The organism is Nocardia sp. NPDC058244 (genome assembly GCF_042882065.1).
Lineage (GTDB): Bacteria > Actinomycetota > Actinomycetes > Mycobacteriales > Mycobacteriaceae > Nocardia.
The window spans coordinates 263,229-288,983 of record NZ_JBHVWX010000008.1; the positions used below are offsets into that span (position 1 = coordinate 263,229).

General features: G+C 71.8%; 18 protein-coding genes and 1 pseudogene. 7 read left to right on the forward strand and 12 right to left on the reverse strand.

Annotated elements, in window-relative coordinates; all coding sequences use genetic code 11:
- Nucleotides 1-91 precede the first annotated feature (91 nt).
- Nucleotides 92-823 carry a helix-turn-helix transcriptional regulator gene (locus ACFVW6_RS25810; protein WP_378822977.1) on the forward strand — a complete coding sequence of 244 codons (732 nt, stop codon included), beginning with the start codon at nt 92-94 and terminating at the stop codon, nt 821-823.
- Here the strand turns inward: ACFVW6_RS25810 and ACFVW6_RS25815 are convergent.
- Nucleotides 820-1,653 carry an alpha/beta fold hydrolase gene (locus ACFVW6_RS25815; protein ID WP_378822975.1) on the reverse strand — a complete coding sequence of 278 codons (834 nt, stop codon included), beginning with the start codon at nt 1,651-1,653 and terminating at the stop codon, nt 820-822. The two genes, ACFVW6_RS25810 and ACFVW6_RS25815, sit on opposite strands and share 4 nt — an antisense overlap.
- A 283-nt stretch (nt 1,654-1,936) precedes the next feature.
- On the opposite strand from ACFVW6_RS25815, the gene ACFVW6_RS25820 reads away from it, so the two are divergent.
- On the forward strand, nt 1,937-2,761 hold the full coding sequence (locus ACFVW6_RS25820; protein WP_378822974.1) for a hypothetical protein: 825 nt from the start codon (nt 1,937-1,939) through the stop codon (nt 2,759-2,761).
- Nucleotides 2,762-2,769: 8 nt separating this feature from the next.
- On the opposite strand, the gene ACFVW6_RS25825 is transcribed toward ACFVW6_RS25820, so the two are convergent.
- The 5 genes from ACFVW6_RS25825 to ACFVW6_RS25845 form a co-directional block, all read right to left on the reverse strand.
- The gene (locus ACFVW6_RS25825; protein ID WP_378822972.1) at nt 2,770-3,888 is read right to left on the reverse strand and encodes a hypothetical protein; all 1,119 of its coding nucleotides are present in this window, start codon (nt 3,886-3,888) and stop codon (nt 2,770-2,772) included.
- A gap of 102 nt (nt 3,889-3,990) precedes the next feature.
- Nucleotides 3,991-4,683 carry an acireductone synthase gene (mtnC, locus tag ACFVW6_RS25830; RefSeq protein ID WP_378822970.1) on the reverse strand — a complete coding sequence of 231 codons (693 nt, stop codon included), beginning with the start codon at nt 4,681-4,683 and terminating at the stop codon, nt 3,991-3,993.
- Nucleotides 4,680-5,255: an acireductone dioxygenase gene (locus ACFVW6_RS25835; RefSeq protein ID WP_378822969.1), complete on the reverse strand. Its 576-nt coding sequence runs from the start codon at nt 5,253-5,255 to the stop codon at nt 4,680-4,682. The genes mtnC and ACFVW6_RS25835 overlap by 4 nt, the downstream gene beginning before the upstream one ends.
- Nucleotides 5,256-5,258: 3 nt before the next feature.
- Nucleotides 5,259-6,935 carry an S-methyl-5-thioribose-1-phosphate isomerase gene (gene mtnA, locus ACFVW6_RS25840; protein WP_378822967.1) on the reverse strand — a complete coding sequence of 559 codons (1,677 nt, stop codon included), beginning with the start codon at nt 6,933-6,935 and terminating at the stop codon, nt 5,259-5,261.
- A 94-nt stretch (nt 6,936-7,029) separates the two neighbouring features.
- A complete protein-coding gene (locus ACFVW6_RS25845) occupies nt 7,030-9,087 on the reverse strand; it encodes a sulfatase-like hydrolase/transferase (RefSeq protein WP_378822965.1) in 2,058 nt (685 codons plus the stop codon).
- On the opposite strand from ACFVW6_RS25845, the pseudogene ACFVW6_RS25850 reads away from it, so the two are divergent.
- Nucleotides 9,040-9,723 (forward strand): annotated as a pseudogene (locus tag ACFVW6_RS25850) (ABC transporter permease); the annotation flags it as partial. The gene ACFVW6_RS25845 and the pseudogene ACFVW6_RS25850 sit on opposite strands and share 48 nt — an antisense overlap.
- Nucleotides 9,720-11,702: a dipeptide ABC transporter ATP-binding protein gene (locus tag ACFVW6_RS25855; protein ID WP_378822963.1), complete on the forward strand. Its 1,983-nt coding sequence runs from the start codon at nt 9,720-9,722 to the stop codon at nt 11,700-11,702. The pseudogene ACFVW6_RS25850 and the gene ACFVW6_RS25855, both read left to right, overlap by 4 nt.
- 50 nt (nt 11,703-11,752) lie before the next feature.
- On the opposite strand, the gene ACFVW6_RS25860 is transcribed toward ACFVW6_RS25855, so the two are convergent.
- Both ACFVW6_RS25860 and ACFVW6_RS25865 read right to left on the reverse strand, forming a co-directional pair.
- Nucleotides 11,753-11,911, reverse strand: coding sequence for a hypothetical protein (locus tag ACFVW6_RS25860; RefSeq protein WP_218717989.1), 159 nt, complete (start codon nt 11,909-11,911; stop codon nt 11,753-11,755).
- 197 nt (nt 11,912-12,108) lie between these two features.
- The gene (locus tag ACFVW6_RS25865; protein WP_378822961.1) at nt 12,109-12,984 is read right to left on the reverse strand and encodes an alpha/beta fold hydrolase; all 876 of its coding nucleotides are present in this window, start codon (nt 12,982-12,984) and stop codon (nt 12,109-12,111) included.
- A gap of 172 nt (nt 12,985-13,156) precedes the next feature.
- On the opposite strand from ACFVW6_RS25865, the gene ACFVW6_RS25870 reads away from it, so the two are divergent.
- Nucleotides 13,157-13,690, forward strand: a complete 534-nt coding sequence (locus ACFVW6_RS25870; protein WP_378822960.1) for a TetR/AcrR family transcriptional regulator — start codon at nt 13,157-13,159, stop codon at nt 13,688-13,690.
- A gap of 6 nt (nt 13,691-13,696) precedes the next feature.
- Here ACFVW6_RS25870 and ACFVW6_RS25875 read toward each other — a convergent pair whose 3' ends face one another.
- The 4 genes from ACFVW6_RS25875 to ACFVW6_RS25890 form a co-directional block, all read right to left on the reverse strand.
- The gene (locus ACFVW6_RS25875) at nt 13,697-15,439 is read right to left on the reverse strand and encodes an NTP transferase domain-containing protein (RefSeq protein WP_378822959.1); all 1,743 of its coding nucleotides are present in this window, start codon (nt 15,437-15,439) and stop codon (nt 13,697-13,699) included.
- A gap of 34 nt (nt 15,440-15,473) precedes the next feature.
- Nucleotides 15,474-15,959, reverse strand: coding sequence for a hypothetical protein (locus tag ACFVW6_RS25880; protein WP_378822957.1), 486 nt, complete (start codon nt 15,957-15,959; stop codon nt 15,474-15,476).
- Nucleotides 15,960-17,154: 1,195 nt separating this feature from the next.
- Entirely contained in the window at nt 17,155-17,445 is a 291-nt protein-coding gene (locus ACFVW6_RS25885) for an MGMT family protein (RefSeq protein WP_355280747.1), read from the reverse strand.
- 5 nt (nt 17,446-17,450) lie between these two features.
- Nucleotides 17,451-18,242, reverse strand: coding sequence for an alpha/beta fold hydrolase (locus tag ACFVW6_RS25890; protein WP_357343603.1), 792 nt, complete (start codon nt 18,240-18,242; stop codon nt 17,451-17,453).
- 88 nt (nt 18,243-18,330) lie between these two features.
- Between ACFVW6_RS25890 and ACFVW6_RS25895 the strand changes: the two genes are divergently transcribed.
- Both ACFVW6_RS25895 and ACFVW6_RS25900 read left to right on the forward strand, forming a co-directional pair.
- Nucleotides 18,331-22,074, forward strand: a complete 3,744-nt coding sequence (locus ACFVW6_RS25895) for an ATP-dependent helicase (RefSeq protein WP_378825524.1) — start codon at nt 18,331-18,333, stop codon at nt 22,072-22,074.
- On the forward strand, nt 22,071-25,748 hold the full coding sequence (locus tag ACFVW6_RS25900; RefSeq protein WP_378822954.1) for an ATP-dependent helicase: 3,678 nt from the start codon (nt 22,071-22,073) through the stop codon (nt 25,746-25,748). Before ACFVW6_RS25895 ends, ACFVW6_RS25900 begins: the two co-directional genes overlap by 4 nt.
- The last annotated feature ends 7 nt before the right edge of the window (nt 25,749-25,755 follow it).

The following is a 25,755-nucleotide window of genomic DNA, read 5'->3' on the forward strand; positions in this document are numbered from 1 at the left end:
TGGGGCGGTGCAGACAGGGAGGGTTCCGGTGCTACCGAAGTCATCGTCCGACGGGCCGGCTGGTCCGCCGAAGCCGCCGACACTCGGCGGGTTGCTGCGGCGACTGCGCGACGATCGGCGGATTTCCCGGGAAAAACTGGCTTTCGCGGCCGGTGTCAGCTCGAGCTACATCACCCATCTGGAGAGCGGCGACCGGGACCGGCCGACGCAGGCCGTCGTCGAGGCGCTGGTGCGCTACCTCGACCGGATCGCCCCGGTGACCGATATCGAGCGCAGGCATCTGTTCGACCTGGCCGGGCTCGCTCCCGTGGACAATCCGTCGGTCGAGGACCTGCGCGCCGAGATCAACGCCGAAATGCGCCGGACGCTCGTGCTGCAGGAGCCGAACCTGGCGGCCTACGTCGACACGCGCTGGAATGTGCTGGCGGGCAACGATTCCTACCATCGCGCGTTTCCCGGCTTGGTCGAGGACGCCAATATCCTGCGCTGGTTCTTCGGCAACCCGCTCTCGCGCAAGGTGATGGTGGAGTGGGAACGGGAATCGACCCTGACCGTGCACTGGCTGCGCGGGCTGATCGGTCAGCAGGGTGGCGGTGACTGGGCGACCGAGCTGCTCGAGGAGCTGGCGCAGTACCAGGACTTCCGCCGGATCTGGGACGACGGCGACACCGTCTACGGCCGCGAGCACACCGCCATGCGGCTGTGCGACCTGCACACCGGCGAGTACTACACCGTCGACGTCCAGCTCTTCCGCCTCGACTCGGTGGCCTACCCCGGCCGCATCCAGTACTACCTGGGCGTGCGCGGTCCCGACGGCGGCTAGATGCCGGCGACGGCGACGGGCGCCGCGGAGTGCGGTGTGCATGTCGTGACCAGCTCGATCAGGGCGGCGGCGATCTCGTCGGGGTGGGTCACGGGGGCGCCGTGACCCGCGCCGGGCACCGTGCGCACACCCCGGGCGCCCGGGAGTCCCGCCGCCAGCCGCGCGCACTTGTCGGCGGTGCTGCTGTGGTCGTGTTCGCCCCGTAGGACCAGTGCGGGCGCGGTGATCTCGCCGAGCCGTTCCAGCACCGAATCGCGGTCGATCAGGCAGCGCGCCGCCGGAAACAGCGCGGTGCGGTCGTGGGTGAGCCAGCGGGTGATCCACCAGCGCCAGATATCCGGGCGGTCGCCGCCGATCAATTGGGGCGCCAGTTTTTCGGCCAGTGGCACCAATTCTCCGGTGCCGCACCATTCGTCGAAGAATTCCTCGTAGTAGGTTTCGTCGGCCCGGGTGCACGCGCCCGCCTCGGTATCGAGCAGCGCGAGTCCGCGGACGCGTTCCGGCGCGAGCAGAGCCATCCGCAGGGCGGCATATCCGCCCTGGCTCATTCCGCCGACAACCGCCGATTCCACGCCGACCGCGTCGAGCACCCGTAAGCCGTCTTCGGCGAGATCCCAATAGTCGAAGCGCGGGTCGGCCCCGTAGCCGGTCCGGCCGTGACCTCGGGCATCCCAGGCGATGACGTTGATGCCGTTGTGCGCCAATATCGTTCGGATCGGGTCGAACATGGATTCATCCATCAGGAAACCGTGCGCCAGCAGCACGGTCGGTCCGCGAACCGCGCCGGTACGGAAATGGATGTTCACCGAATCGGAGTGCACAAAGGGCATGTCCGAAACATACAAGTGTTAACGATGATTCCGCGCCGCCGCCGGGACACATCGATGCCGCCGGTCCTGTGAATTCACTGGCGAGTGTATGTACCTCAGGGGGGCGTGCCTATTCTCGCCGGGATATGGACACACGTGTTCGTGACCGATTGGATCAGACCAGAACAACGTACGGCTCGATCAGAGAATTTCGGGGAGTGAACTGATGAGGGTGACAGAGTACGGAAATCACGCACACATATGGCTCGCCGCCGCGGGCGACGGGCTTTCGGACACTTTCGCGGTGTGTGGCGCGGAAGGCAGGGCCATCTGGTACGGCCCCTATCTCGACGCCGATGTCGATCATCCACGCGGCGACCGGCAGGCCGCGGCCATGGGCGCCGCGGGCCGCGCGATCTGGCTGGCCGGCCGGGCCAAGGAAGACACGGGTGCCGACAAGGCGACCCTGCACCTGTCGGTCAGCGACGACGAGCTCGACGCCGTCACCCTGGCCTGCACGGCGTCGATGGCCGGTCTGGCCCTCGAACTCATTGTCACCGAAGACAATCCGGCCCAGGACTGGTGCCATGCCTTCGGCAGGCTCGACTGGAACTCGGGTCCGTTGACCAGCCTGGTCGACCCCGCCGAGCCGCCGTCCGCGCCGGCCCTGCGCTCGATCACCGGCGGCCTCGAACAGCAGCAGTCCGAACCACAGGAAGGGCCTGTCATGCAGGAGAACACCACGGATCACTGGTCGGAACTGCGCTCGGCATTGGAGGGACTGCTGCTGCACGACGCGATCGGCATGGACGCCAAGATGCGCCACGCCGTCTCCGCCGTCGTCCACCTCACCGTCGACACACCGAACGGCCCGCCCGAGGACGCCGAGGAATTCCTCGGCCGCTTCGACGCCTCCTGGCTGGTGGCGTCCTGGCTCGGCCACGACACCGAACTCTCCTTGATCGCGACGCTGGCCGCCGGGGAGATCCCGGCCCTGTCCTGGTGCGAACTCATGTTCACCACCACCCTGGCACCGTGGTCGACCAGCCCGGTCGCGGTGCACGCCCGCCGGGTGTTCACCACGGTGCAGCGCGGGAAGCTGGGCGCGGTCCGGGCGCACGTCAGCTGAGCCGCTGATCAGCGGACGGTGATCCGAACGCCCCGCTCACCCAGTCCGCCCCGGAGGTGCGGCGGGAACAGCCCGCTGGGCAGCATGATCGGCACGCCGCTGTAGCCGACCGTGGCCACCGGCCCACGGATCTCGATGGCGCCGAGGGCGGTGTACGGCAGGCGAACGAGATAGCTCGTGGTGGCCACCAGCACCGCGTCGGAGCCGAACCGGGCGGACAGCGTGGCCCCGGGGACGGCGGCGTGCCGGAACTTGCGCAGCACCGATTCGGTCGGATTCCGCGCGAAGTACCACACGAACAGCGCGTACAGGCCACCGGCGACCACCGGCACCGCCGCACCGAGCAGGCCGGCATTCCGGCCCGCCACCACGGCAGCGCCGACCACGAGCAGTGCCAGCAGCACGACATTGGCCCTGGCCTTCGCCCGGCGCCACGGTTCACTCAGATGGGCGACAGCCAGGAGCCGCGCGGTGTCGTGATCTGCCGTGACGACCACGTCCGGGCTCGGCACCGTGGGCAGCGGCGGCAGGGCGTCCAGGCTCGTCAGGTCCTGCGCGGCCCGCTGCCAGCGCTCGACGAGCGGCGCGGGGAACAGTGGCGCGGGCAGGGCCAGGCGCATCCCGTCGAATCGCAGCACGGCCACCTGCTCGGCGACCGACAGCGACCGGATCCGGTCCCGGCCGAACCGGCTGTAGCTGTCGTGATCGGTGAGGGTGATCCCGTCGGCGCCGAACCGCACCCGCCAGGTCGTCGCCGGCACGGCGTCACCGAGCGCGACTTCGAAATGCCGCAGGTAGAGGCGATAGATCGCGTAGGGAATGTACAGCGTGCCCGCGACGACCCCGCACACCAGCGGCAGGGCCGGAAGTCCGGCCGCCGTGAGACACACGGTGATCAGCGGCATCCACACCACCACCGACCACACCGACGGTTTCACGGCCGCCCGCCGCGCGTTGTACCGCGCCAGATGCCGCGCCGCCCCCGGCGAATTGGTGTACTCCGTGTCCGGCCGTACCAGCTCCGGCAGCGGCGGCGCGGGCATCGTGAACGGTCCTGCCGCCGCGGCGGTGTCGGACTGGTCACCGCCGGGCAAGGCCGGACGGTCGCTGTCCCCCTGGGTCCACATGTCCGGAAGACTAATCAGTCGGTGGGCGTCATGCCGCGCGAAGGTGTCGCGGCAGGCGACCGGGCGGATCCAGCGTGCCGCTGCGCCGGTCCGTCGCCGTCGTCAGGCGCTGGCGCCGACCGCGACTTCGGCGAACGACCCGACCCAGCGGTGCGGTGCGCGCGGCGGGTTCGGTTCGCCGTCGCGGTGCACGCCGACGACCTGCCATCCGGCGGCCACCGCGGCATCGAGTTCGTCCGGGTGGTCGGAGAGGAACAGGATCTGCGCGGCCGGGATGCCGATGCGCTCGGCGATCACGTCGTAGGACGTGGCCTCTCGCTTGGGCCCGGCGCTGACCAGGTCGAAGTGGTCGGTGATCAACCCGGACAGGTCGCCCGCCTCGGCGAAGGCGAACCAATCCCGTTGGTTGCGTTCGGAACCCGAGGAGTACACGTACAGCGGGAGACCGGCCGCGTGCCAGGCCGACAGGGCGGGCACGACATCGGCGAAGAACCGGCCGTGCAGCGCGCCCGCGCGGAACCCCTGGGCGCAGATCGCGCCCTGCGCGGCCTTGAGGGGTTCGGCCTTGACGTCGGAATGCAGCCAGCCGGTAAGGATCTCGGCGATCCGGTCGGTGCCCGCGGCGGGTTCGCCCGCCAGTTCGCGGGTCGCCGCGATCACCGATTCGGCCGCGCCCGAGGCGTTCTCGGCCAGCCAGCCGGGCAGGCGCTGCTCGGTGTAGCCGTAGAGATCGTTGCGCACCGAGTCGGTGGGGCTGGTGGTGCCCTCGATGTCGAGGACGACGGCGCGGGTCACGGGGCGGTGAGCAGTTCGTCCAGCGTCGGGAAGCCCGCGCTGATCTTGTCGCCGGTGAAGTCGCCGATCCAGCCGTCGGCCTCCTCGAAGAAGCGGATCGCGATGAAGTCGGGCCGGGTGCCCATGTCGAACCAGTGCCGGGTGCCCGCGGGAACGGAGAGCAGGTCACCCGCCTCGCAGACCGTCGCCAGCACGGCGTCGCCGAGGTGCAGGTAGAAGCAGCCGCGACCGGCGGCGAAGAAGCGCACCTCGTCCTCGGCGTGGCGGTGCTCGTCGAGGAATTTGGCGCGCGCGCCCGCCGCGGTGGCGGGCCACTCCGGGTTGTCGTCGTCGGGGTGGATACGGGCGACATCGATGTGCTCGTAGCGGCCCGCGGCGTTGAGTTCGCCGATCTGCGGGGCGTAGTGGGCGAGCAGGGCCTCGGAGTCGGTGCCCGCGGCCTCGGCCAGGACGTCCCAGCGCGAGAAGGCGATACCGTGCTTGTCCAGCTCGGCGGCGATCTCGGCGGTGTCGGTGGTGCGCACGCGCACGTCGGCGGCGTTGTCGGCGGCCATCACTTGCAGCAGAGTCATTGTCTATCCGATCTCGAGTGGCGTGGCGTCGGTGCGTCCGGTGCGGGTGATCAACTCGCACAGGGCTTCCAGACATTCGGCGCGATCCCGCGCCTGGGCAAGAGTGTCACCCCAGGTGGTGATGCCGTGCCCGGTGATGAACAGAATCGGTGGCGCGCCGGGGTGGTCGCGCAGGTAGGTCTCGATGTCGGCGCCGATGCGGGCGACCTCGGGCCAGTTCGGGAACACCGGGACCGCCACCGACGACGGGTCGGCCAGGCCGAAGCCCTTGAGCAGTTCGTATCCGGTGATCCGCAGCGTGTCCACACCGTCACCGGGCCGCGCGGCGGTGGTCGCCAGCGCGGTGGCGAACGGCGAGTGCACGTGCACCACCGCGCCGACCGGACGGGTGCGATACACCGCGGTGTGAATGCTGGTCTCCGCGGACGGTTTCCGGCTCTGCCCCGGTCGCGGCGTCGTGTCCGCCACGGCGACCAGCACCGTATCCCGTTCGGTCAGTTCGCCTTTGGACAGGCCACTGGCGGTGATCAGGGCGTCGTCGTCGATCCGCACCGAGATATTGCCCGCGGTGCCCGGCATCCAGCCGCGCTCGTAGAGCTGACGCGCGGTGGCCGCGATCGCCGCGCCCTGCTCGGCGGCGGTGTCAGGCGTGGTGGTCGCGCGACCCCGCTCGTCGAACCGATCCGAATTCCGGTAGACCACACCGTTTTCGGTGACAACGGCGGTCACCAGGTCGGCGGGTGTCACATCGAAGGCGGGATTGAACACCGCGGTGTCCGCGGGTGCCGTCGACACCCCGCCGAACCCGGTGACCTCGGCGGCCGCCCGCTGCTCGACCACGATCTGCGCGCCGGTCGCCATCGCGGTGTCGCGGGTGGATTCCGGCGCGACCACGAGGAACGGGATGCCGTGGTGGCGGGCGGCCAGCGCCAGGGTGAAGGTGCCGATCTTGTTGGCGACGTCGCCGTTGGCGGTGATCCGGTCGGCGCCGACGAGCACGGCGTCGACCTGGCCGGTGGCCATCGCCCAGGCCGCGGCGGAGTCGATGGTCAGCCGATGCGGGATACCCGCCTCGGCCAGCTCCCACGCGGTGAGCCGGGCGCCCTGGAGCAGCGGCCGGGTCTCGTCGACGATCACGTCCGCGACCGCGCCGCGCTCGTGCAGCACCCGCAGCGCGCCGATCGCGGTACCGACCGCGCTGGTGGCCAGCCTGCCGGTGTTGCAGTGCGTGAGCAGCCGCAGCTGCCCGTCACCGCAGAGCCGCTGCACCAGGTCGGCGGCGTGGGTGGCGGCGGCCAGGTTGACCCGGCCGTCCTCGGCGAGCAGGTCGAGGGTCTCGGCCAGTACGGCATCGGCCCCGTCGGCGATCCGGCCACGCACCCGCTCGACCGCCCAGGCCAGGTTGACCGCGGTCGGCCTGGCGGCCGCGATCCGGTCGGCCTCGGCCCGCACGGCGGCCTCGTCCACCACGCCGTCGGCGGTGTGCGCCCTGGTGGCGATGACCACGCCGAACGCCCCCGCGATCCCGATCGCCGGGGCACCACGAATGGCCAGGGTGGTGATCGCGTCGATGACCTGGTCGACGGTGCCGAGACGCAGTTCCCGCGCCTCGTGCGGCAGTCCGCGCTGGTCGATGGTGAGCAGCGCTCCGTCGTCCCAGGTGAGCGAACTGTCGTCCATCGGCGTCCTTACTTCGGGTCGGTCATCGTGCCTGATAAACGGTATCCGACCTGGTCCGGGCGGGAAGCCCGGGTTCCGGTCGAGCGGCGGCCGATCACTCGGCGACGAACTCCGCCTCGCGCTCCACGGCGTCGATCGTGGCCTGCGGTACCTGGATCGGGCCCGGGGTGTAGGTGATGGCCCGCAGCGCGCCGGTGTACCGGAACGGCCCGCGACGTTCGCGCAGCTCCCAGTCGACCGGGCCGCGTGCGTCGACGCCCACCGAGATACCGGTCCACGGGGCCATGCCGACCAGTTGCACCTGATCGGTGAGCTCGGCGACCGCGACCCCGTCGACCTCGACGACGAAGTCCCAGCGCAGCCGCGGCCGGATCGTCGCGCGCACCACGATCTCGCGTGCTCCGACAGGCACCGGCGCCGCCACCGACGCGAAGCGGCCGTAGCTGTTGACGCCGAGCACCACCTCGCCGTTCTCGACGTAGAGCAGATAGCCGCCGAGTGGGTCGCCGTGCGCGACGAGCACGCCTTCGTCACCCTGCCGGTAGCCCTCAGGGGCAGCGCCTGTCGTCACGGGCAGGTCCGCGGTGATGGTGAAGTCGCGGTAGGCGATGAGCCGCTGCGAGCGGTAGCGCTCCAGCGTCGGCGTGCCGGGCAACAGCCGGATCGGGGCGGCGAAGCGCGCTTCCTCGGGTCGGCGGCGGAACAGGTCGGCCCGCGTGAGCAGGGGGAAAACGGTATTGGCCCAGGCGGATTCGTCCCAGGCGGCGGCCAGCTCGGCGGCCTTCTCGGGGAATTGCTCCGAGAGATCGTGCAGCTCCGTCGGATCGGCGCGTACGTCGAACAACTGCCAGTGCGGCGCGTCGAGATCGGTCCCGGCCTCGTACAGCGACAGCAGCTTCCAGCCGTCGCGATAGAACCCGCGGTGCCCGGTCATCTCGGAGTACTGCTCGGTGTGCCGGGTCGGCGCGGCCGGATCGCGCAGCAGCTCGGCCGCCGAGACGCCGTCGAACTCCTTGGCGGGCAACCCGTTGCGCACCGTCGGCCGCGCCAACCCGGCCAGCTCGAGCAGCGTCGGCGCCAGATCGGTGACATGGGCGTACTCGTGCCGGATACCGGAATCGGCCTCGGTGCGCGGCAGGCCCTTGGGCCACGACACCACCAGCGGCACCCGCACACCACCGGCGAAGGTCTGGCCCTTGTAGAAGCGGAACGGCGTATTGGACGCCTGACCCCAGCCGCGCGGGTAGTGCACGCCCAGCCGGGCGGTGCCGATCAGGTCCTCGTCGTGCGGGACGTCGCCGATCCAGTCCGGATCGTCGATGTGGGCGAACTCGGCGAAGTACGAGCGGGTGCCCTCCGGTCCGCCCTCGGCGGTGCCGCCGTTGTCGGAGGTGAACACGATGATGGTGTTGTCGAGTTCGCCGAGGTCGTCGAGCAGGTCGACGATGCGGCCCAGGCTCTGGTCGATGCTGTCGACCATGCCCGCGTACACCTCCATGTACTTGGCGTAGCGGCGGCGCTCGTCCTCGGACAGCGAATCCCATTCCGCGGCTTCGTAACCGGGCTCGGTATTGCGCGGCTTCTGTTGCGTGCCGGGCGGGAACAGGCCCTGGGCCAGCTGCTCGGCGAAACGCTTGCGGCGCAGTTCGTCCCAGCCCTCGGCGTAGCGGCCGCGATACTTCGCCTGGTCCTCGGCCTTGGCCTGCAGCGGTCCGTGCATGGCCACGTGCGCGAAGTACAGGAAGAACGGTTTGGTGGCGTCGTGGGCGCGCAGGTCCTTGATGTAGGACAGCGCCTTGTCGGTGAGATCGTCGGTGAGGTAGTAACCCTCCGGATACTCCTCGACATCGACCACCGAACTGTCGGAGACCAGCTGATTCGGGTAGTAGAACGAATTCAGCCCCTCCAGCGAGCCGTAGTAGCGGTCGAATCCCCGTTGCGTCGGCCAGGAATCGCGATGCGCCGACGGATTCATCGTGGCGTCGCGCACCAGATGCCATTTGCCCACGGCGTAGGTCGCGTATCCGTTGCCGCGCAGGATCTCCGGCAGCGTGAGCACATCGTCGGCCAATTCCAGGCGCAGGCCGGGGTAACCGGGGTCGGCGCCAACCTGCTCGGTCCGAGCGGCGCGCACTGGCTCGGCACCGACCATCTCAATCGGGACGTGGCGGCGCGCGTGCTCGCCGGTATCCGGATCGACCTGCTGATCGTGCTGCTCGCGGTGCCGATCGGCGCGGTGATCGGCTCGCTGGCCGGGCTCGCCGCCACCGTGAACCCCTGGGCCGACATCACCGTGCAGCGGGTCTTCGACCTGATCCTGGCGTTCCCGGCGCTGATCCTCGCGATCGCCCTTGCCGCCGTCACCGGACCCGGCTGGCACGCGGTCGTCATCGTCATCATCGCCACCGAGATCCCGATCTTCGGCCGCCAGATCCGCACCGCCGTCCTGGCGGTGCGCGAACAGCCGTTCGTCGAGGCGTCCGAGGTGATCGGCGCCGACACCTGGTGGACCCTGCGTAAGCACGTGCTGCCCAATGTGATCGAGCCGCTGGGCGTGCAGTTCGCGCTGTCGCTGTCGCTGGCGGTGTTCCTCGAGGGCGCGATGAGCTTCATCGGCATCGGGGTGCGGCCGCCGGAGCCCTCGCTCGGTTCGCTCATCGGCGAGTCCATCGCCAACCTCGACGCGAACCCGTGGATGGCGATCGGCCCGCTGACCGTCGTGGCCGGGCTGACGCTCGGCTTCCTGTTGATCGCCCAGGCACTGGGCCGGGCAAGGAGACTGGCATGACCGACGATCTGGTGCTCGACATCGACGGCTTGACCGTCGCTTTCGGCGACCGAACCGTGGTCGACCGGGTGAGCCTGCGTGTCCGGCGTGGTGAAGTGGTCGCCCTCGTCGGCGAATCCGGTTCCGGGAAATCGCTCACCGCCCGGTCGGTGCTCGGCCTGCTGCCCGGCACCGCGCACGCCACCGGCTCCATCCGGCTCGCGGGCACCGAGGTCGTCGACGCGGCCGAGCCCGCGCTGCGCGCACTGCGCGGCACCGGGGCGGCCATGGTGTTCCAGGAGCCGCAGACCGCGCTCAACCCGGTGCAGAAGATCGGCACCCAGATCCGGCAGGCGCTGCGGGCCCACGGCACCACCGACAAGGCCGCCGCCAGGGCCCGCGCGATCGAACTGCTCGCCGCCGTCGACATCCCGGAGCCGGAGAAGCGGCTGGACTGGTATCCCCACCAGCTCTCCGGCGGGCAGAAACAGCGCGTCGTGATCGCGCTGGCCCTGTCCGGCGACCCGGATCTGCTCATCGCCGACGAGCCGACCACCGCGCTCGACGTCACCGTCCAGGCGGAGATCCTCGACCTGCTGCGGACCCTGCAGCGGGAGCGGGGCACAGCCATCCTGTTCATCACCCACAACCTCGGGGTGGTCGCCGAGATCGCCGACCGGGTGGTGGTGATGCGGGCCGGGCAGGTGGTCGAAGAGCAGCCGGTGTTCGGGCTGTTCGGCGCGCCGGAAGCGGAGTACACGCGGACCCTGCTGGCGGCGGTGCCCCGGTTGCCCGCGGTATCCGAGCGCGGGGCGGGGGAGGTCGTCGGTGCTGCTGCCTCGGTGCCCGGCACGGTCGCCTCCGGGGCGGGCGATGACGACGCTCGGGCGGACGATGGCGCCGGTGCGGTGGCCGAGCCGGATCTCGCCGGTGCCGCGGTGGCGGATGACGGCGCGGACGCGGAGCGTGCCGCTGACGGTGCTACGGCGGGAGCGGCCGTCGACGAGTCCGCCGAGGGTGTGGACCCCGCTGAGGGTGCGGCCGAGGAGGCAACGGACGAAGAGTCCGAGCAGCCGGAACGGGCTCGCCGGATCCTGCGGCGAGTCGTCGTCCGCGGTCCCGCCGTAGTCGCCGAGAAGGGCGGCGGCACAGCCGAACCCGACTATCGCGACGTGCTGCGTATCGACGAGCTGTCGGTGACCTACCCGGGACGCCATGGCGCGGCCGACTTCCCGGCGCTCCAGGACATCTCGCTGACGCTGGGCCCGCGCGAAGTGCTCGGGCTGGTCGGCGAATCCGGCTCGGGCAAGAGCACACTGGGCCGCACCGCACTCGGCCTGGTCCCGGCGACGTCAGGAACCGTGGAGCTGCAGGGTGTGTCGCTGGCCGGGCTGTCGCGGCGTGAACTGCGGGGTCTGCGTAGGAATGTCGCGCTGGTGCACCAGGACGTGAGCGCCTCGCTGGACCCACGCCGCAGTGTCGCCGACGCGATCGCGGAACCGCTCCAGGTGCATCGCGCCGCCTCGGGTGCGCTGCTGCGCGCCAAGATCGGCGATCTGCTCGAATCAGTCCGGCTGCCACGGGATTACGCGCAGCGGCGGCCGGGCGAGCTTTCAGGCGGACAGCGTCAGCGGGTCGCGCTGGCGCGTGCCCTGGCCTTGGCGCCTCGGCTGCTGGTGGCCGACGAGCCGACCAGCGCGCTGGATGTGTCCGTGCAGGCCCAGGTGCTCGACCTCTTCGCCGACCTGCGTGCCGAATACGGCTTCGCGAGCCTGTTCATCAGCCATGATCTGGCGGTAGTGCACCAGGTCGCCGACCGGGTGGTGGTGCTGCGGCAGGGCCGGATCGTCGAAACCGGCGAGGTCGGCGCCGTATTCGCCGCGCCGGCCCAGGAGTACACCCGCCGCCTGCTCGACGCGGTGCCCGCTCCCGATCCGTCGACGGCGCGCCGGGGCGGGGACGGATCCGCGGCGAGCGCGCTCCAGCGCATCGGGGCCTGACGTGGACGAGCCGCCGGAAGGGGAACCGGCGGCTCGTCGACACACGTGGATCAGCGATGGTCGGGGCGGCGCGGTTCACGCCGATCGTCCTGACCTGCTCGCGTCATGCCTTGCGAGTTCTCGCCCATCTGCTCCTGCCGCTGTTGCTGCTGCTGCCGCGGCATCTGCTTGGGCATTTTCTTAGGCGTTTTCTTGGACTTGTCAGCCATCTCCACACGGTCCTTTCCGAGGGATAGTGTTTCGCCTAACGCGCCAACGATAACCAGCGGAAATGCACTCCGGTAGAGGTGCGCGAAAAATAATGGTCCGACCTGCCGATTTCCGGCGTGTCGATGATTCGAGACGAATTCTCGAACATTATTTGACCAAGCATGAATTGTGGCATCCGCCGCCGAAATGTGGGATTTCAGCGCAGGAATTCGCGCAGGTGCCGCACGACATCGGCGGGTGCCTCCAGCTGCGGCCAATGGCCGATCCGGGCGAGTGACACGATCTGTGGGTCCGGGACGAGCTCGCGGTACCGGGCCGCCATGTGCGCACCGGAGTTCGGATCCAGCGCGCCGTTGATCATCAGCAGGGGGGTGTTGCCGGTGCGGAGCGGACGCACCAGCCTGTCCCTCAGCCCGGCGCGTTCCTGGACGAATCGGCCGACCCGGTGGGAGACCGACTTCCCTCGGTTGTGCCGGAGCAACCGCATCAGCGTGTCGAGCTCGTCGGCGGAGATCTTCGTGTCCGGCCCGAACAGGTCGAGCACCGCCGATCTGATCAGCGCGTCCGGCAGCATCGGCCCTACCACGTTCCCCACCGGCGACGACAGGACCCGCTGGATGAGCCGGGAACGATAGACCTCCGGAAAGAGCCCGCCGTTGAGGAATACGGCGGCGGCGATCGAGGGAGTGGCCGGGGCGTCGAGGCGGCGGGCGAGCATCTCCTGGACGACGGACACGCCCAGGTCCTGGGACAGGACGGCGACCCGCCGCACGCCGAGGTGACGCAGCAACGCCTCGTGCATGTCCGCGTGGTCGATCAGGCTGTAGCGATGCCGGAGTGGCTTGTCCGAGAAGCCCATTCCCAGCATGTCGGGTGCGATGACATCGAACTCCGCGGTGAGTTCCGGCCAGACCTTCGACCACTCGTAGGAACTGAACGGGTAGCCGTGGACCAGCAGCAGCGTCGGTCCGGTTCCCTCCCGCCGATAGAAGATTCGATGCCCGGAATGGTCGAAGAACCGGCCGCCGCGCTGCCATTCCCGAAGTTCCGTGGTGGTCGCTTCCTCGTTCACTGCCTGTCTCCGGTCTCGCGCAGCGGTGCGGGCGCTCGATCATCACACCCGCTGGACCACTCGGTCCAGTCGCTATCATGGGCTCATGAAGCAATCTTCGCAACCATCTGCGTCCGCTGGGACCAGTCGGTCCAGTCTCGCTGGGAAACCGACCCGGGACCGGCTGGTCCTGGTGGCGGCGGATCTGCTGCAGTTGCGCGGCTACGCGGGTGTCGGCCTGGCGGAGATCCTCGCGCTCAGCGAGGCGACGAAGAGTTCGCTCTACTTCCACTTTCCCGGCGGTAAGGAGGACCTCGCCGCCGCCGCGTTGCGGTTGCGCGGCGACGAGATCGCGCGGCTCATCGAGCAATTGATCGAGACCGCGCCCGATGCCGCGACGGCGGTGACGGCTTTCGCCGTCGCGCTGGCGTCCCGGCTGGAGGACTCCGAATTCCAGCGCGGATGCGCGCTGGCGACCGCCCTCCTCGACGCCGGACCCGACGCGGAGAAGGTCCAGGACGCAGCGCTTTCGGGATACGACCGGTGGGTGTCGTTGCTGGCCGACAAGATTCGCGCGGAGGGCGTCGTCGATGATCCCGACACCGAAGCGCTGCTGGTCGTCTCGGCGCTGGAAGGCGCCCTGATCCTCGGGCGTGCGCGCCGCAGCATCGGCCCCGTTCTCGCGGTCTCGCGTCGGATCACCGGTTCCTGGACGCGATCTCGGTGAGCCCGGTCAGTGGGGGAGCGGAAGGAACTCCACGATGGTGCCGTCGGTGGCGTCGGGCGGGACGATGACGAGGCCGTCGCGATCGATCAGGCCCGCCAGATGGGCGGTGCGGACGGAGGTGTCGGCGGTCCAGCCGCCCTCGGGGACGTAGCGGGCGGGGGTGATGCGCTGCACGGGGCCCGCGGTCTCGGTGGCGTTGTGCAGGGGGCCGTAGACGGGGCGGGGCGGAGGCGCGGCGGTGCGGGCGGCGACGATGGCGGGGGTCAGGGCCAGCAGGACGGCGATCGCGGCGAACGGGTTGCCGGGAAGGCCGAGAACGGTGGGGCCTGAGGGGAGTTCGGCGACGACGGTGGATCCGCCGGGGCGCATGGCCAGTCGCGGGACGACGACGCTGGCCTCGGTGCGGGCGATGGCGGAGCGCAGCTGGTCCGCGGCGCCGCCGCCGGTGGCGCCGACCACCACCAGCAGATCGAAACCCGCGGTGGCGGTGAGCATGTCGTCGAAGCCGCGGTCGGTATCGCGCAGATGCACCCGGTCGATCACGGTGACGCCGAGACCGGCGAGCAGATCGGGCAGGACGGGGCCGATCGAGTCGCGGGTCTGCCCAGCCTGCAGCGGGCCGGTGCTGCGGATCTCGTCACCGGTCATGACGATCCGGGCCCGGACGGGGCCGCGGACCAGTCCGGCGGTGACCTCCACCGAGGCAGCCGCCGAGCGCAGCGCCGCGGTGACGCGGGTGCCCGCGGGGGCGAGCAGGTCACCGACCATCTGGTCCTCGCCACGGGCGCGGACATCGCCGCGGATCGGGGTGTCGGGGCGGCGGGCGAGTGCGTCGCCGGTGACGTCGGCGAATTCGTCGCGCAGCACGGAGGTGGTGCCGTCGGGGACGTGTGCGCCGGTGGCGATGCGGACCGCTTCGCCGGGCAGCAGGCCGACCGGGCGGGCACCACCCGCGAAGCCGATGTCACGGCGCAGCTGCCAGGGGCCGTCGCCGCACACGGCGTAGCCGTCCATCGCGGAGACATCGAAGCGGGGCAGCGCGCCCGCGGCGACGATCGGGGCGGCGAGCGCGGCACCGCTCACCTCGCCCAGCTCGGCCTCGTAGGCGACCAGCGGGGTCAGCTCGGCGGCGATGCGGGCCCTGGCCGCGGTGAGGTCGAGGCGGGTCGTGGCGCGGTCGGCGATCGTCGCGCGGGCCCGGCGGACCTCCTCCTCGGTGTCGCAGTCGCCGGTGCCGGGCAGCTCGATCAGGGTGGTCTCGGTGGGGACGATCGCCTTCATCGGCTGATTCACCAGCGCGTCCAGCCCGGCCAGGGCCGCGGCGAGGGCGGTGCGCCGCCAGACGCCGACCAGGTACTGGGGGCGGCCCGACGCGTCGATCGCGAAGACCGCGTCGGTGGTCGATTCGGCTGCGTGGCGCAGCAATTCGTCGACGGTCGCGGGCGTGAGGAACGGCATGTCCGCGGCGAGGACGACGATCCACGGCGCCGGGTCCGGGCCGAGCGCGCTCAGTCCGGTGCCGATCGCCGCCACCGGACCCGAACCGGGCGGGACTTCCCTGACCTGCTGGATCCGCGGATCCAGCTCCGGTCGATGCGGACCGACCACCACGATCTCGCCGCGCGCGCCCACCGCGGCCAGCGCGGCGTCGAGCATCGATCGACCGCCGATCACGATCGCCGGTTTGTCGACCCCGCCCATCCGGCTCGCGCGCCCACCCGCGAGCACGATCGCATCGGCGGCGGTCATCGGCTGATCCGGCGTAGGGTAATCGGCACGAAAGTCATGCTAGCGGGGTGTGACGTCGATGCTCGAGCGCCCGGACGTGGCGTCGCGGTTCGGCAAGGGGGTGGGGATGTCCGGTGCAGGTGGGCCGGGTCAGCCGACGATGCTCGGTGATGTGCTCCGGGGATTCCTGTTCGTGGTCGCCACACTCGGCGGACTGTTCGGCGCGCTCGGCGTGGTGGTCGGGCTCGTCGAGCGCGATATGGAGATTCTCGTCGTCTACCTGGTGTGGTCGGTGGTGTTCGCGATCCTGGGCGCGCTGGTGTTCTGGTGGATCAAGTCCTCGCGGTCGCCCGGGAAGCGTGGTGTCGGTGCGGGGCGGCAGTTCTCGGCGTTCTCGCCGGGGCACGGGGGACCGGGTCAGGCGCAGACGCCGGGCGCGGGATACGAGCAGCCCAGCGGCGTGCAGGTGCTCGGGCTCCATCAGCCCGGCGGAGCGCAGGCGGGGATCCACCAGCCCGGAATGGCTCAGCTGCCAGGGCATCCGCAATCCGGCGGGGCGCATCCGCTCGCGCAGGACCTGCCCAACGCGGTGCGGCTACCGGGGCACCCGCAGCCCGGTGGGATGCGGCCACTCGGACATCGCCAGTCGGGTGGGGCGCAGCCGCCAGGGCATTCGCAGTCGGGTGGGGCGCAGCCGCTCGCGCAGGAACAGCCCGGCTGGGCTCAGCTGCCGGAGCAGCGGCGGTCAGGCGGTGAGCAGAGTCCGGGGAATCAGCGGCGTGGTGGGGCTCCGGTGGCGGGGAATCGCCAGACCCCGGGACAGCCGCCCGGTCAGCCGGGAGGGCCGCGACCTCAGGCAGCGTCGAATGGTCCTGCTGTACGTCCCGTCGACTCGGACACCCCGAAACTTCCTGTAGATGATCGGTATTCGGCTCCGACGCGGACATCGAGTCCGATGCGAAGCTCCGAACCTCCTGTTGATGAACGACACTCGGCTCCAATGCGGACGGCGGGTCCAGGGCGTGGCACCGAACCGCCGATTGATGAGCGGCATTCGGCATCGACGCGGGCGTCGGGTCCGGTGTGGGGCTCCGAACCTCCTGTCGATGAACGGCATTCGGCTCCGACCCGGACCTCGGGACCGGTGTGGAGTTCCGATGTCGGTGGGCCGTTGACACCACCGCCGGTGCGACCGGGTTCGCGTCCGCCGCTGCACTCGCCCTCGGCGGATACCCACGCGGAGGGGCCGAGGCGCCGATCGTCGCCCATCACGCCACCGTCGAGACCCGTGGCACCTTCGGATCCGACTGTCCAGCAGTCGTTTCCGGATGAGCACTGAGCTGCCCGAAGGCTGAGCGGAGCGCTAGTACTCCACGGCTCGCACCCCCGGTCCGGCCGTCGATATCCGCCGTCCATGAGCTCAACCGGGCGGACTGGTGTGCGCAGCGTCCTGGTAGACACCAGTTCGGCATAGCAGGCGAGTGAGGGTCACTCCGACCGCAGACGGTAGCAGTGCAGGCGCTCGCACATCGGCGAGCTCACCCTCGGTCTGGTGCCGATCGAGCACGCTGTCAGGTGCTCGAGGACCGGCGTGTACAGCGTCCTGGTCGATATGGGCGATGGGCTGCGCGACGGCTGGCGGTAGCGGGCCTGCGCTCAAACTCGGTGAGTTCGCGCCCTCGGTCTGGTGCCGATCGAGCTTGCTGTCGTAAGCCGGGACCGGTGGGTGCGTCGGCTCAGAGCCGGGCGGTGCGCAGGTCGACGCGGCCGTCGGTGATCGGCACCCCTTCTTCGGCGAGCAAGCGCAACTGGCGGGCGGCGAGGTGGGCGGCGGGGCGACCGGACGCGCCGATCACCCGGTGCCACGGGAGGTCGGCGGAATCGGTGCGCATGATCCAGCCGACGGTCCGCGCCGAGGACAGGCCGGCGCCCTGGGCGATGTCGCCGTAGGTCGACACCCGGCCGGGCGGGATCGCGGCGACCAGCGCGCGGACCCGTTCGACCTGCTCCTCCGTGGTGGCCGCCATCGCCGCTACAGCGCCGCGGCGATCAGGGCGGCCGCCTCGGCGGGGCGGGCCTGGGCGACCATGTGGTCGCAGTCCCACACCTCGACGGTGAGCCGGTCGCCGAGGTGGGCGGACAGCGCGGTCAGGAACTCGGCGGTGACGTACGGCGGCTGCACCTTGGCCGCCCGCACCAGCACGGTCGGCAGGTCGGCGGGCGGCAGCACGAACGGGCGCGCCAGCTGACCCCAGTACGAGGTGATCGCCGGCTGGAAGATCCGCCAGCCCACCCGGCCGCCCTCGGTGGGCACCAGGTGCTCGGCCAGTTCGCGTTCGAGCAGCGCCGGGTCGACCTCGTCGGGGCTCCACGCGCTGTGCTGCTTGTCGGACCTGGCCTCGGCGAGGTCGGTGTAGTCGGGGGAGGCCAGGTTGGCGAGGGCGACCTGTTCGATCAGCTTCGGGTCGATGCCGATCGCCGGGTCGAGCAGGATCAGCGACCGCACCAGCTCGGGGTGCCGCCGGGCCAGATGGATGCCGGACGCGCCACCGAAGGAGTGGCCGACGACGACCACCGGCCCGTCGGTCTCGGCGCGGACCAGCGCGGCCAGATCGTCGACGATCGTCTCGAAGTCCCACGGCGGGAGCGAGGTCGATCGGCCGTGTCCGCGCAGGTCGGGGGCGATGACCCGGGCCTGGGGCAGATGCTCGGTGGCCAGGGTTTCCCAGCGGTTGCCGTGACCGGTGAGGCCGTGCAGGGCGAGGACGACGGGGCCGTCGGCGGGACCGAAACGGTGCACATGAAGCGGGGACACGACTGTCATTCTGGCCGGTCGCGCACGGTCGCGCAGCGTGTCCCCCCGGTGGGGGAGTGCTGGCGTGTCGTACTGGTCTGTTGCAATAGCCGACGTGGTGCGATCGGATAGCTCGGTGCGACTCGTGCGCCGGACGACGCGGGCGCCCCGGCCGCGAGCCTGGGGCGCCGCTGTTCGCGCGCTGTTCGCCGAGCAGGCCCAGCCCGCGCCACCGCGGCCGGGCTGGCGGCCGTGGCAGGTTCTCGGCGGGCCGGGCACCGGCAAGACCGCACTGCTGGTCGACCTGGTGACGGCGCGGATCACCGACGGCGCCGACCCCTCGTCGGTGCTGGTCCTCACCCACACCAAGCAGGCCGCCGCCGCGCTGCGCGACGCGATCACCGTCCAGCTCGGGCCGCACGCGGGCGGCATCCCCGGCGCCAGCCGGGAACCGATGGTGCGCACCCTGCACTCCTACGCGTTCTCGGTGCTGCGCCGCCACGCCGACCTGCACGGCAACCCGCCGCCGCGGCTGCTCACCGGCGCCGAGCAGGACGCCGTGCTGCGCGAGATGCTGCGCGGCGACCTCGCCGACATCGAGGCGGGCGCGCGCGGCCTGTGGCCGCCCCGGCTGCACCCCGCCCTGGCGCTGGGTGGCTTCGCCGAGCAACTGCGCGACCTCATGCTGCGGGCCACCGAACGCGGGCTCGGTCCCGAGGACCTGATGGCCCTGGGCCGCGAGCACGACAACGACGCCTGGGTGGCGGCGGGCCGGTTCTTCCAGCGCTACGAAGAGGCGTCGATGCTGCGCTGGTCGGTCGGCGTCGCGGCGCCGGAGGCGACCGCGCCGGCGCTCGACGCCGCCGAGCTGGTCGGCGCTGCCCTCGACGCGCTGGCCGGTGACCGGAATCTGCTCGCCGCCGAACGCGATCGGATCCGCTACCTGCTCGTCGACGACGCCCAGCACCTCGACCCGCAGGCCGCGACCCTGGTGCGCGCCATCGGCAGCGGCAGCGCGAGCGCGGTCGTCACCGGCGACCCGGATCAGGCCGTCTTCACCTTCCGCGGCGCGGACTCCCGGTTCCTCGTCGACCTCGACACGGTGCCGCAGCGGCGAATCATCCTGCGGCACAACCATCGCAGCGGCGAACCCATCCGCCTGGCCACCGCGCGGATCGCGGCGCGACTACCCGGCAGTGCGCGTCATCGCGTGCTGCCCGGACAGCACGCCGATCCGCCGATGTCCGCCGATCACGCGTCCCGGCCATCGACGTCCGGCGACGCGGGGCCGGATCGGTCCGGCCACTCCGGCGGTGGGTCGACGGCGGCCTCGGCACCGGGTCGGGCCGACGAGATACCCGACCACGAGGTCGAGTCGAGCGTGCGGGTCCGGGTGCTGTCGACCGCGGCCAAGGAGGCGGCGCTCATCGCCGATCACCTGCGGCGGGCACACCTGACCGACGGGATCCCGTGGTCGTCGATGGCGGTGATCGTGCGCTCGGTCCCGCTGTCGCTGGCGCCGCTGCGGCGGGCACTGCTGGCGGCGGGTGTGCCGGTGCGCAGGCCCGCCGTGGCCGAACCGCTCGCCCGCAGGCGCGGTGCGGCGTGGATGGTGCTGGCCCTGCGAGTGCTACTGGCGGGCGACTCGTCGCGCCCGGGGTCGCGGCGCGCGATCGATGCCATGTTCTCGCCCGAGGACGCCATGGACCTGCTGTCCGGCCCGCTCGGCGGCGCCGACCAGATCGCCCTGCGACGACTGCGCCGTGGCGTCCGCCGCACGGTCCTCGACCTGGAACGCACCGGTGCGCTGGCCGCCGCCGACCCGTACGCCGACGCGGGCCAGTTCCTGCTGTGGGACGAGACACCGCCGCCCCCACCGGAACTGCCCGAGCCGGAGCCGGAGCCGATCGACGGCGAATGGCTGCCGCCGGAGCCCGATCCGGAGGACCCGCTGCGCCCGGAACCCGAACCGGACTGGGACATCGCCGAACGCCTGCCCGACGACATCGACCTGCTCGACGCCGAAACCCCGCTCGCCGCACCGCCGGTCGCCGTCGGTCCGCCCCGGCCGGAACCCGAACCACCGGCGGTGCCGCTGATCGACCAGTCCTCCGCGGAGGTCCTGCGCGACCTGATCGTCGGCATCGGCGAGGAGCGGCTGCTCGACGGACTCACCGAGGTGGAGGCGGCGCCGCTGCAGCGGGTGCTGCGCGCGATCCGCAAGGCGCGCGAGACCCAGGCCAGGGGCCAGGGTGTCGAGGACGTGCTGTGGACCCTGTGGACCAGTTCCCGGCTGGAACGCCGCTGGTTCCGGCAGTCCCGGCGCGGCGGCGCGGCGGGCATGCAGGCCGATCGCGACCTCGACGCCGCCGTCGAATTGTTCGACGCCGCGGCGGGATACGTCGACCGGCTGCCCAAGGCGAGCATCGACGGTTTCGTCGAATACCTGCTGCACCAGCAGATTCCGCAGCAGGGCAGGCCGCTGACCGCCGAGGGCGAGGCGGTGTCGCTGCTCAGCGCGCACGCGGCGGCGGGCCGGGAATGGGACGTGGTGGCGGTGGCCGCGGTGCAGGAGGGCATCTGGCCCAACCCGCGCGCCAGGGGCACCCTGCTGCACACCGAGGACCTCGTCGACCTGGTCGCCGGCGTCGACCTCGGCGCGACGACGAGCCGGGCCGCGCCGATCCTGGCCGAGGAACGCAGGCTGCTGCTCGTCGCGTGCAGCAGGGCCAGGCGGTCGCTGCTGGTCACCGCCGTCGAATCCGCGGCGGGCGACCAGGATCTGGTGCCGTCGCGCTTCCTCACCGAACTGCTCGGCGACGACGACACCGGCGAACCCGGCGCGCTGCCGGTCGCCGATCCCGGTCGCGCGCTGGTGATGCACGCCCTGGTCGCCGAATTGCGCGGCGTGGTCTGCGATCCCACCACCGCGCCCGACCGGCGCGACCGGGCCGCCCACCAGCTGGCCCGGCTCGCCGACGCGGGCGTCCCCGGCACCGACCCGGGCGACTGGTACGGCACCGCCGAGCTCAGCTCGGACCGGGAACTGTGGGACGACGACGATTCCCCCATCGGGCTGTCCCCGTCGACGGTCGAGCTGCTGCGCACCTGCCCGCTGCGCTGGGCGCTGGAGCGCCACGGCGGCACCGACGGCGACAATCCGCACGCGGTCAAGGGCAATCTCGTGCACACGCTGGTGCAGGCGCTGGCCGGTGACGTGCCGGAGGCGCAGGTCCGCGCGGCGCTGGACCAGGCGTGGCGGACGGTCGACCCGGCCACCGGCTGGCATTCCCGGCAGGAGCTGCGCCGCACCGAGGCGATGCTGGAGACCTTCCTGTCCTGGGTCAGGACCACCCGCGGCGAACTCACCCAGGCGGGTGTGGAGGTGCCGGTGGACTGCGTGCTGCCCGCGCGGGCGGACGACGAACGCGCCGTGCGGATTCGCGGCCGCATCGACCGCCTGGAGCGGGACGCGCAGGGGCGCTTCGTGATCGTCGACGTGAAGACCGGCAAGACGCCGGTCAGCGCGAAATCCGTGGCCGACCACGCCCAGCTGGCGACCTACCAGGTGGCCGCCGCGCACGGCGCGCTCGACGAGGCGGAAAGCGCCGCGCCCGCCGATCCCGGTGGCGCCCGGCTGGTCTATGTCGCGAAGCCGCACACCAAGACCGGCGCCACCGAACGCGCCCAGACCGCCCTGGACGCCGAGGGACTCGACACCTGGCGCGAGACGATCCACGACGCGGCGGCCGCCACGCGCGGGCCCGGCTATCTGGCCGTGCGCAACGACGGGTGCAGGCACTGTCCGGTCGCGGGCAGCTGCCCGGTGCAGGACACCGGACGGCAGGTGACCGACGAGTGAGCGGCGTGCGCGTCACCCCGCAGCGGTTGGCCGACGCGCTCGGGCTGCCGCCACCGACCGCCGAGCAGGCGGCGGTCATCGCCGCGCCGCCGGGGCCGACCCTGGTGGTGGCGGGTGCGGGCGCGGGCAAGACCGAGACGATGGCCGCGCGGGTGGTGTGGATGGTGGCCAACCAGCTGGTCGCCCCGGACGAGGTGCTCGGCCTCACCTTCACCCGTAAGGCCGCCCAGCAGCTGACCTCCCGCATCCGCACCCGGCTGGCCCGGCTGGCCGGTGCGCCGCTGGTCCGCGAGATCGACCCGACCGGGGCGCTGCGCACCCTGATCTCCGGCGCCGAACCGGAGATCAGCACCTACCACTCGTACGCGGGCAGGCTGCTCACCGCGCACGGCCTGCTGCTGCCGGTCGAGCCGTCGGCGGCGCTGCTCACCCAGACCCAGCTGTGGCAGCTCGCGCACGAGGTGGTGCGGTCCTGGGACGGCGACCTCGACACCGATCGCACGCCGGTCTCGGTGACCGAGGCCGTGCTGGCGCTGGCCGGGCAGCTCGCCGAGCACCTGGTGGAGCCGGAGCAGCTCGCCGAGGCACACGCCGAGCTGGAGAAACTGGTGTACACCTTGCCCGCCGGTCCGCGTCAGCGGGGCGGGCCGAGCAAGACGTTGACCGCCGTCGTCGACGCGCAACGGGAGCGCGTCGCCTTGCTGCCGCTGGTCCGGCAGCTCGCCGAGGCACTGAACCGCCGTGGCGCCCTCGATTTCGGCTCGCAGATGTCGCTGGCCGCGCAGCTGGCCGTCGACCATCCGGAGGTGGCCGCCGCCGAACGCGCCCGGTTCAAACTGGTCCTGCTCGACGAGTACCAGGACACCGGCCACGCGCAGCGGGTGCTGCTGTCGGCGCTGTTCGGTGATGCCGACGCGGTCCGCCAGGATCGGCCGCGGCCGGTGCGGGTTCGGGGTGGCGCGCCGACGGTGCCAGCACCGGATCCGGAGATGCTGTGGGATCCAGACCATCTCGGTCGCGCAGGCGACGACCCCGGCGACCCTGCGGGTCACCTGCTCGGAGCCGACAGCGATGTCGGCCGGGGTTCGGCAGATCGCGCGAATGCCGGTGCAGCGGGCCGTCGACAGGACAGCGATCCCGGCAAACGCGCCGATCGCGGTGCTGACAGCGGGTCGGCCGACGGTCGGGAGACCGGCGAAACCGGCTCGGGCGGAAGAGCTCTCGCCGTCACCGCCGTCGGTGACCCGATGCAGTCGATCTACGGCTGGCGCGGCGCCTCGGCCGCCAACCTCCCGCGCTTCGCGACCGACTTCCCCGCGGCGCCCGGCGTGCCCGCGCCGATCCTGCCGCTGCTGACCAGCTGGCGGAACCCGCCGGAAGCCCTCGCCCTGGCGAACCTGGTCGCCGATCCGCTGCGGCTGCGGGCCAAGGCCGCGGGCGGCGCGACCGTCGACGCGCTGCGGGCCAAGCCCGAGGCACAGCCGGGAACAGTGGAGCTGGCCCTCACCGAAACCGTGGCGCAGGAACGGGACTGGATCGCCGAGCGCATCGCCGGGGAATGGTCGGCGGCCAGGTCGGCCGACCAGCCGCCCCCCACCTCGGCGGTGCTGATCCGGCGCAACGCCGACGCGGCGCCGCTCGCCGAGGCCCTGCGTGAGCAGGGCCTGCCGGTCGAGATCGTCGGCCTCGGTGGGCTGCTCGCGACGCCGGAGGTCGCCGACATCGTCGCCACCCTGCGGCTGATCGCCGAGCCGGGCACCGGCAGCGCCGCCGTCCGCGTGCTCACCGGCGCGCGCTGGCGGCTCGGCGTCGCCGATCTCGCCGCCCTGGCCCGGCGCGCGCGAATGCTGTCGATCGGCAGCCTGTCGGGCGACGCGTCCGCCGCCATCACCGACGCTGCCGGGCTGGCGAGCGCGTTGCGCGAGGTCGCGCCGGAGCCCACCGAGCAGGCAGGCCTGGCCGACGCCATCGCCGATCCCGGTGCGCCCGACCAGTATTCGGAGGCCGGATTCACCCGCATCCGCGCGCTCGGCGAGGAGCTGACCGCGCTGCGCGAGCGCAGCGGACAGCCGCTGGTCGAGCTGGTCGCCGATGTCGAACGCACCATCGGTGTCGGTGTGGAGACCCAGGCCAGGCGGGCCATCGCCGGCGGCGGCGCAGGCCGCGAGCACCTCGACGCGTTCGCCGAGGTGGTGGCCGGGTACGCGGCCGACACGCGCGCCTCACTGAGCGGGCTGCTGGCGTTCTTCACCGCGGCCGAATCCGTCGAGAACGGTCTGGAACCGGGCGAAGTGGAGGTCGCGCGCGATCGCGTGCAGGTGCTCACCGTGCACGCGGCCAAGGGCCTGGAGTGGGAGGTCGTCGCGGTGCCGCACGTGAGCGCGTCGGTGTTCCCGTCGACGACCGCCCTGAGCACCTGGCTCGGCGCGCTCACCGAACTGCCCACCACCCTGCGCGGCGACCGCGCCCAGCCCGACGCGTCCGAGGGCGTGCCGGTCCTGGACCTGAGCCGGATCGGCGACCGCGCCGAACTCGAACGCGCCCTCGTCGACCACAAGGACGCGCTCAAGAGCCGCCGCCTCGACGAGGAACGCCGCCTGTTCTACGTGGCACTCACCAGAACCGAACGGGTGCTGCTGGTTTCGGCCTACTACTGGCCCGAGACCGGCACCGCGCCGAAGGGTCCGTCGGAGTTCCTGCTCGAACTGAAACGGGCGAACGAGGACCAGGACAGCGCGGCCTTCGGCGTCGCGACCATCGCCCGCTGGGACGAGCAGCCGCCGCCCGACGCCGTCAACCCGTTCGCCGACAACCCGCCCACCGCCCCGTGGCCGCGCGACCCGCTCGGCGGCCGCCGCGACCCGATCGAACAGGGCGCGGCCCTGGTGCGCACCGCGCTGGAGCGCTTGCGCTCCCGCCCGGCCGATCCCGCGCCGACCGACGACGAGGACGACCCGGAGGGCTGGGCCACCGACGTCGACGCCCTGCTCGCCGAATTCACCGCGGCCGAACTCGCCGACCAGCAGGTGGAACTGCCCGGCCAGCTGCCCGCCACCGCGCTGGTGGAACTGCGCGCCGATCCGGCCCGGCTGGCGGCCCGGCTGCGCCGCCCCCTGCCGTACCCGCCGAACCCGATGGCCCGGCGCGGCACCGCCTTCCACGCCTGGGTGCAGTCCTGGTTCGGCACCGAACAACTGCTCGGCCTCGACGAACTGCCCGGCGCCGCCGACAGCGGCACCGAGCAGGGCCGGGCCGATCGTGAACTCGCCGCCATGCAGGCCGCGTTCCGCCGCTCTCCGTGGGCGCATCGCAACCCGATCGACGTCGAGGTGCCGTTCGAGACCAGCATCGCGGGCACCGTCATCCGCGGCCGGATGGACGCCGTCTTCGCCGAACCCGGTGACCGCTGGGTGGTGGTCGACTGGAAGACCGGCGCCGAGCCCGGCCCCGCCGACGAAGCCGCCGTGGCGGTGCAGCTGGCCGTCTACCGGCTCGCCTGGGCGCGACTGATGGCCGCGCGGACCGGCGCCGACGAGGCCGCGATGCTCGAACGGGTCGGCGCGGCATTCCATTACGTCCGGTCGGGACGCACCATCGCGCCCACCGCCCTGGCCGGTCCGCGCGAACTGGAACAGCTCCTGCGCGACGCGGCTCCGGTCCCGGATGTCGAATGAGCCCGCG

Excerpts from the sequence above, each read along its gene's own strand:
- ACFVW6_RS25845 (WP_378822965.1), bottom strand. The coding sequence starts at position 9,087 with ATGGTCGGTGCCGAGCCAGTGCGCGCCGCTCGGACCGAGCAGGTTGGC.
- ACFVW6_RS25875 (WP_378822959.1), bottom strand. The coding sequence starts at position 15,439 with ATGACCGCCGCCGATGCGATCGTGCTCGCGGGTGGGCGCGCGAGCCGG.
- mtnA (WP_378822967.1), bottom strand. The coding sequence starts at position 6,935 with ATGGACGACAGTTCGCTCACCTGGGACGACGGAGCGCTGCTCACCATC.
- ACFVW6_RS25885 (WP_355280747.1), bottom strand. The coding sequence starts at position 17,445 with ATGGCGGCCACCACGGAGGAGCAGGTCGAACGGGTCCGCGCGCTGGTC.
- ACFVW6_RS25880 (WP_378822957.1), bottom strand. The coding sequence starts at position 15,959 with ATGCCCTGGCAGCTGAGCCATTCCGGGCTGGTGGATCCCCGCCTGCGC.
- ACFVW6_RS25855 (WP_378822963.1), top strand. The coding sequence starts at position 9,720 with ATGACCGACGATCTGGTGCTCGACATCGACGGCTTGACCGTCGCTTTC.
- ACFVW6_RS25825 (WP_378822972.1), bottom strand. The coding sequence starts at position 3,888 with ATGTGGACCCAGGGGGACAGCGACCGTCCGGCCTTGCCCGGCGGTGAC.
- ACFVW6_RS25835 (WP_378822969.1), bottom strand. The coding sequence starts at position 5,255 with ATGACTCTGCTGCAAGTGATGGCCGCCGACAACGCCGCCGACGTGCGC.
- ACFVW6_RS25815 (WP_378822975.1), bottom strand. The coding sequence starts at position 1,653 with ATGCCCTTTGTGCACTCCGATTCGGTGAACATCCATTTCCGTACCGGC.
- ACFVW6_RS25860 (WP_218717989.1), bottom strand. The coding sequence starts at position 11,911 with ATGGCTGACAAGTCCAAGAAAACGCCTAAGAAAATGCCCAAGCAGATG.
- ACFVW6_RS25890 (WP_357343603.1), bottom strand. The coding sequence starts at position 18,242 with ATGACAGTCGTGTCCCCGCTTCATGTGCACCGTTTCGGTCCCGCCGAC.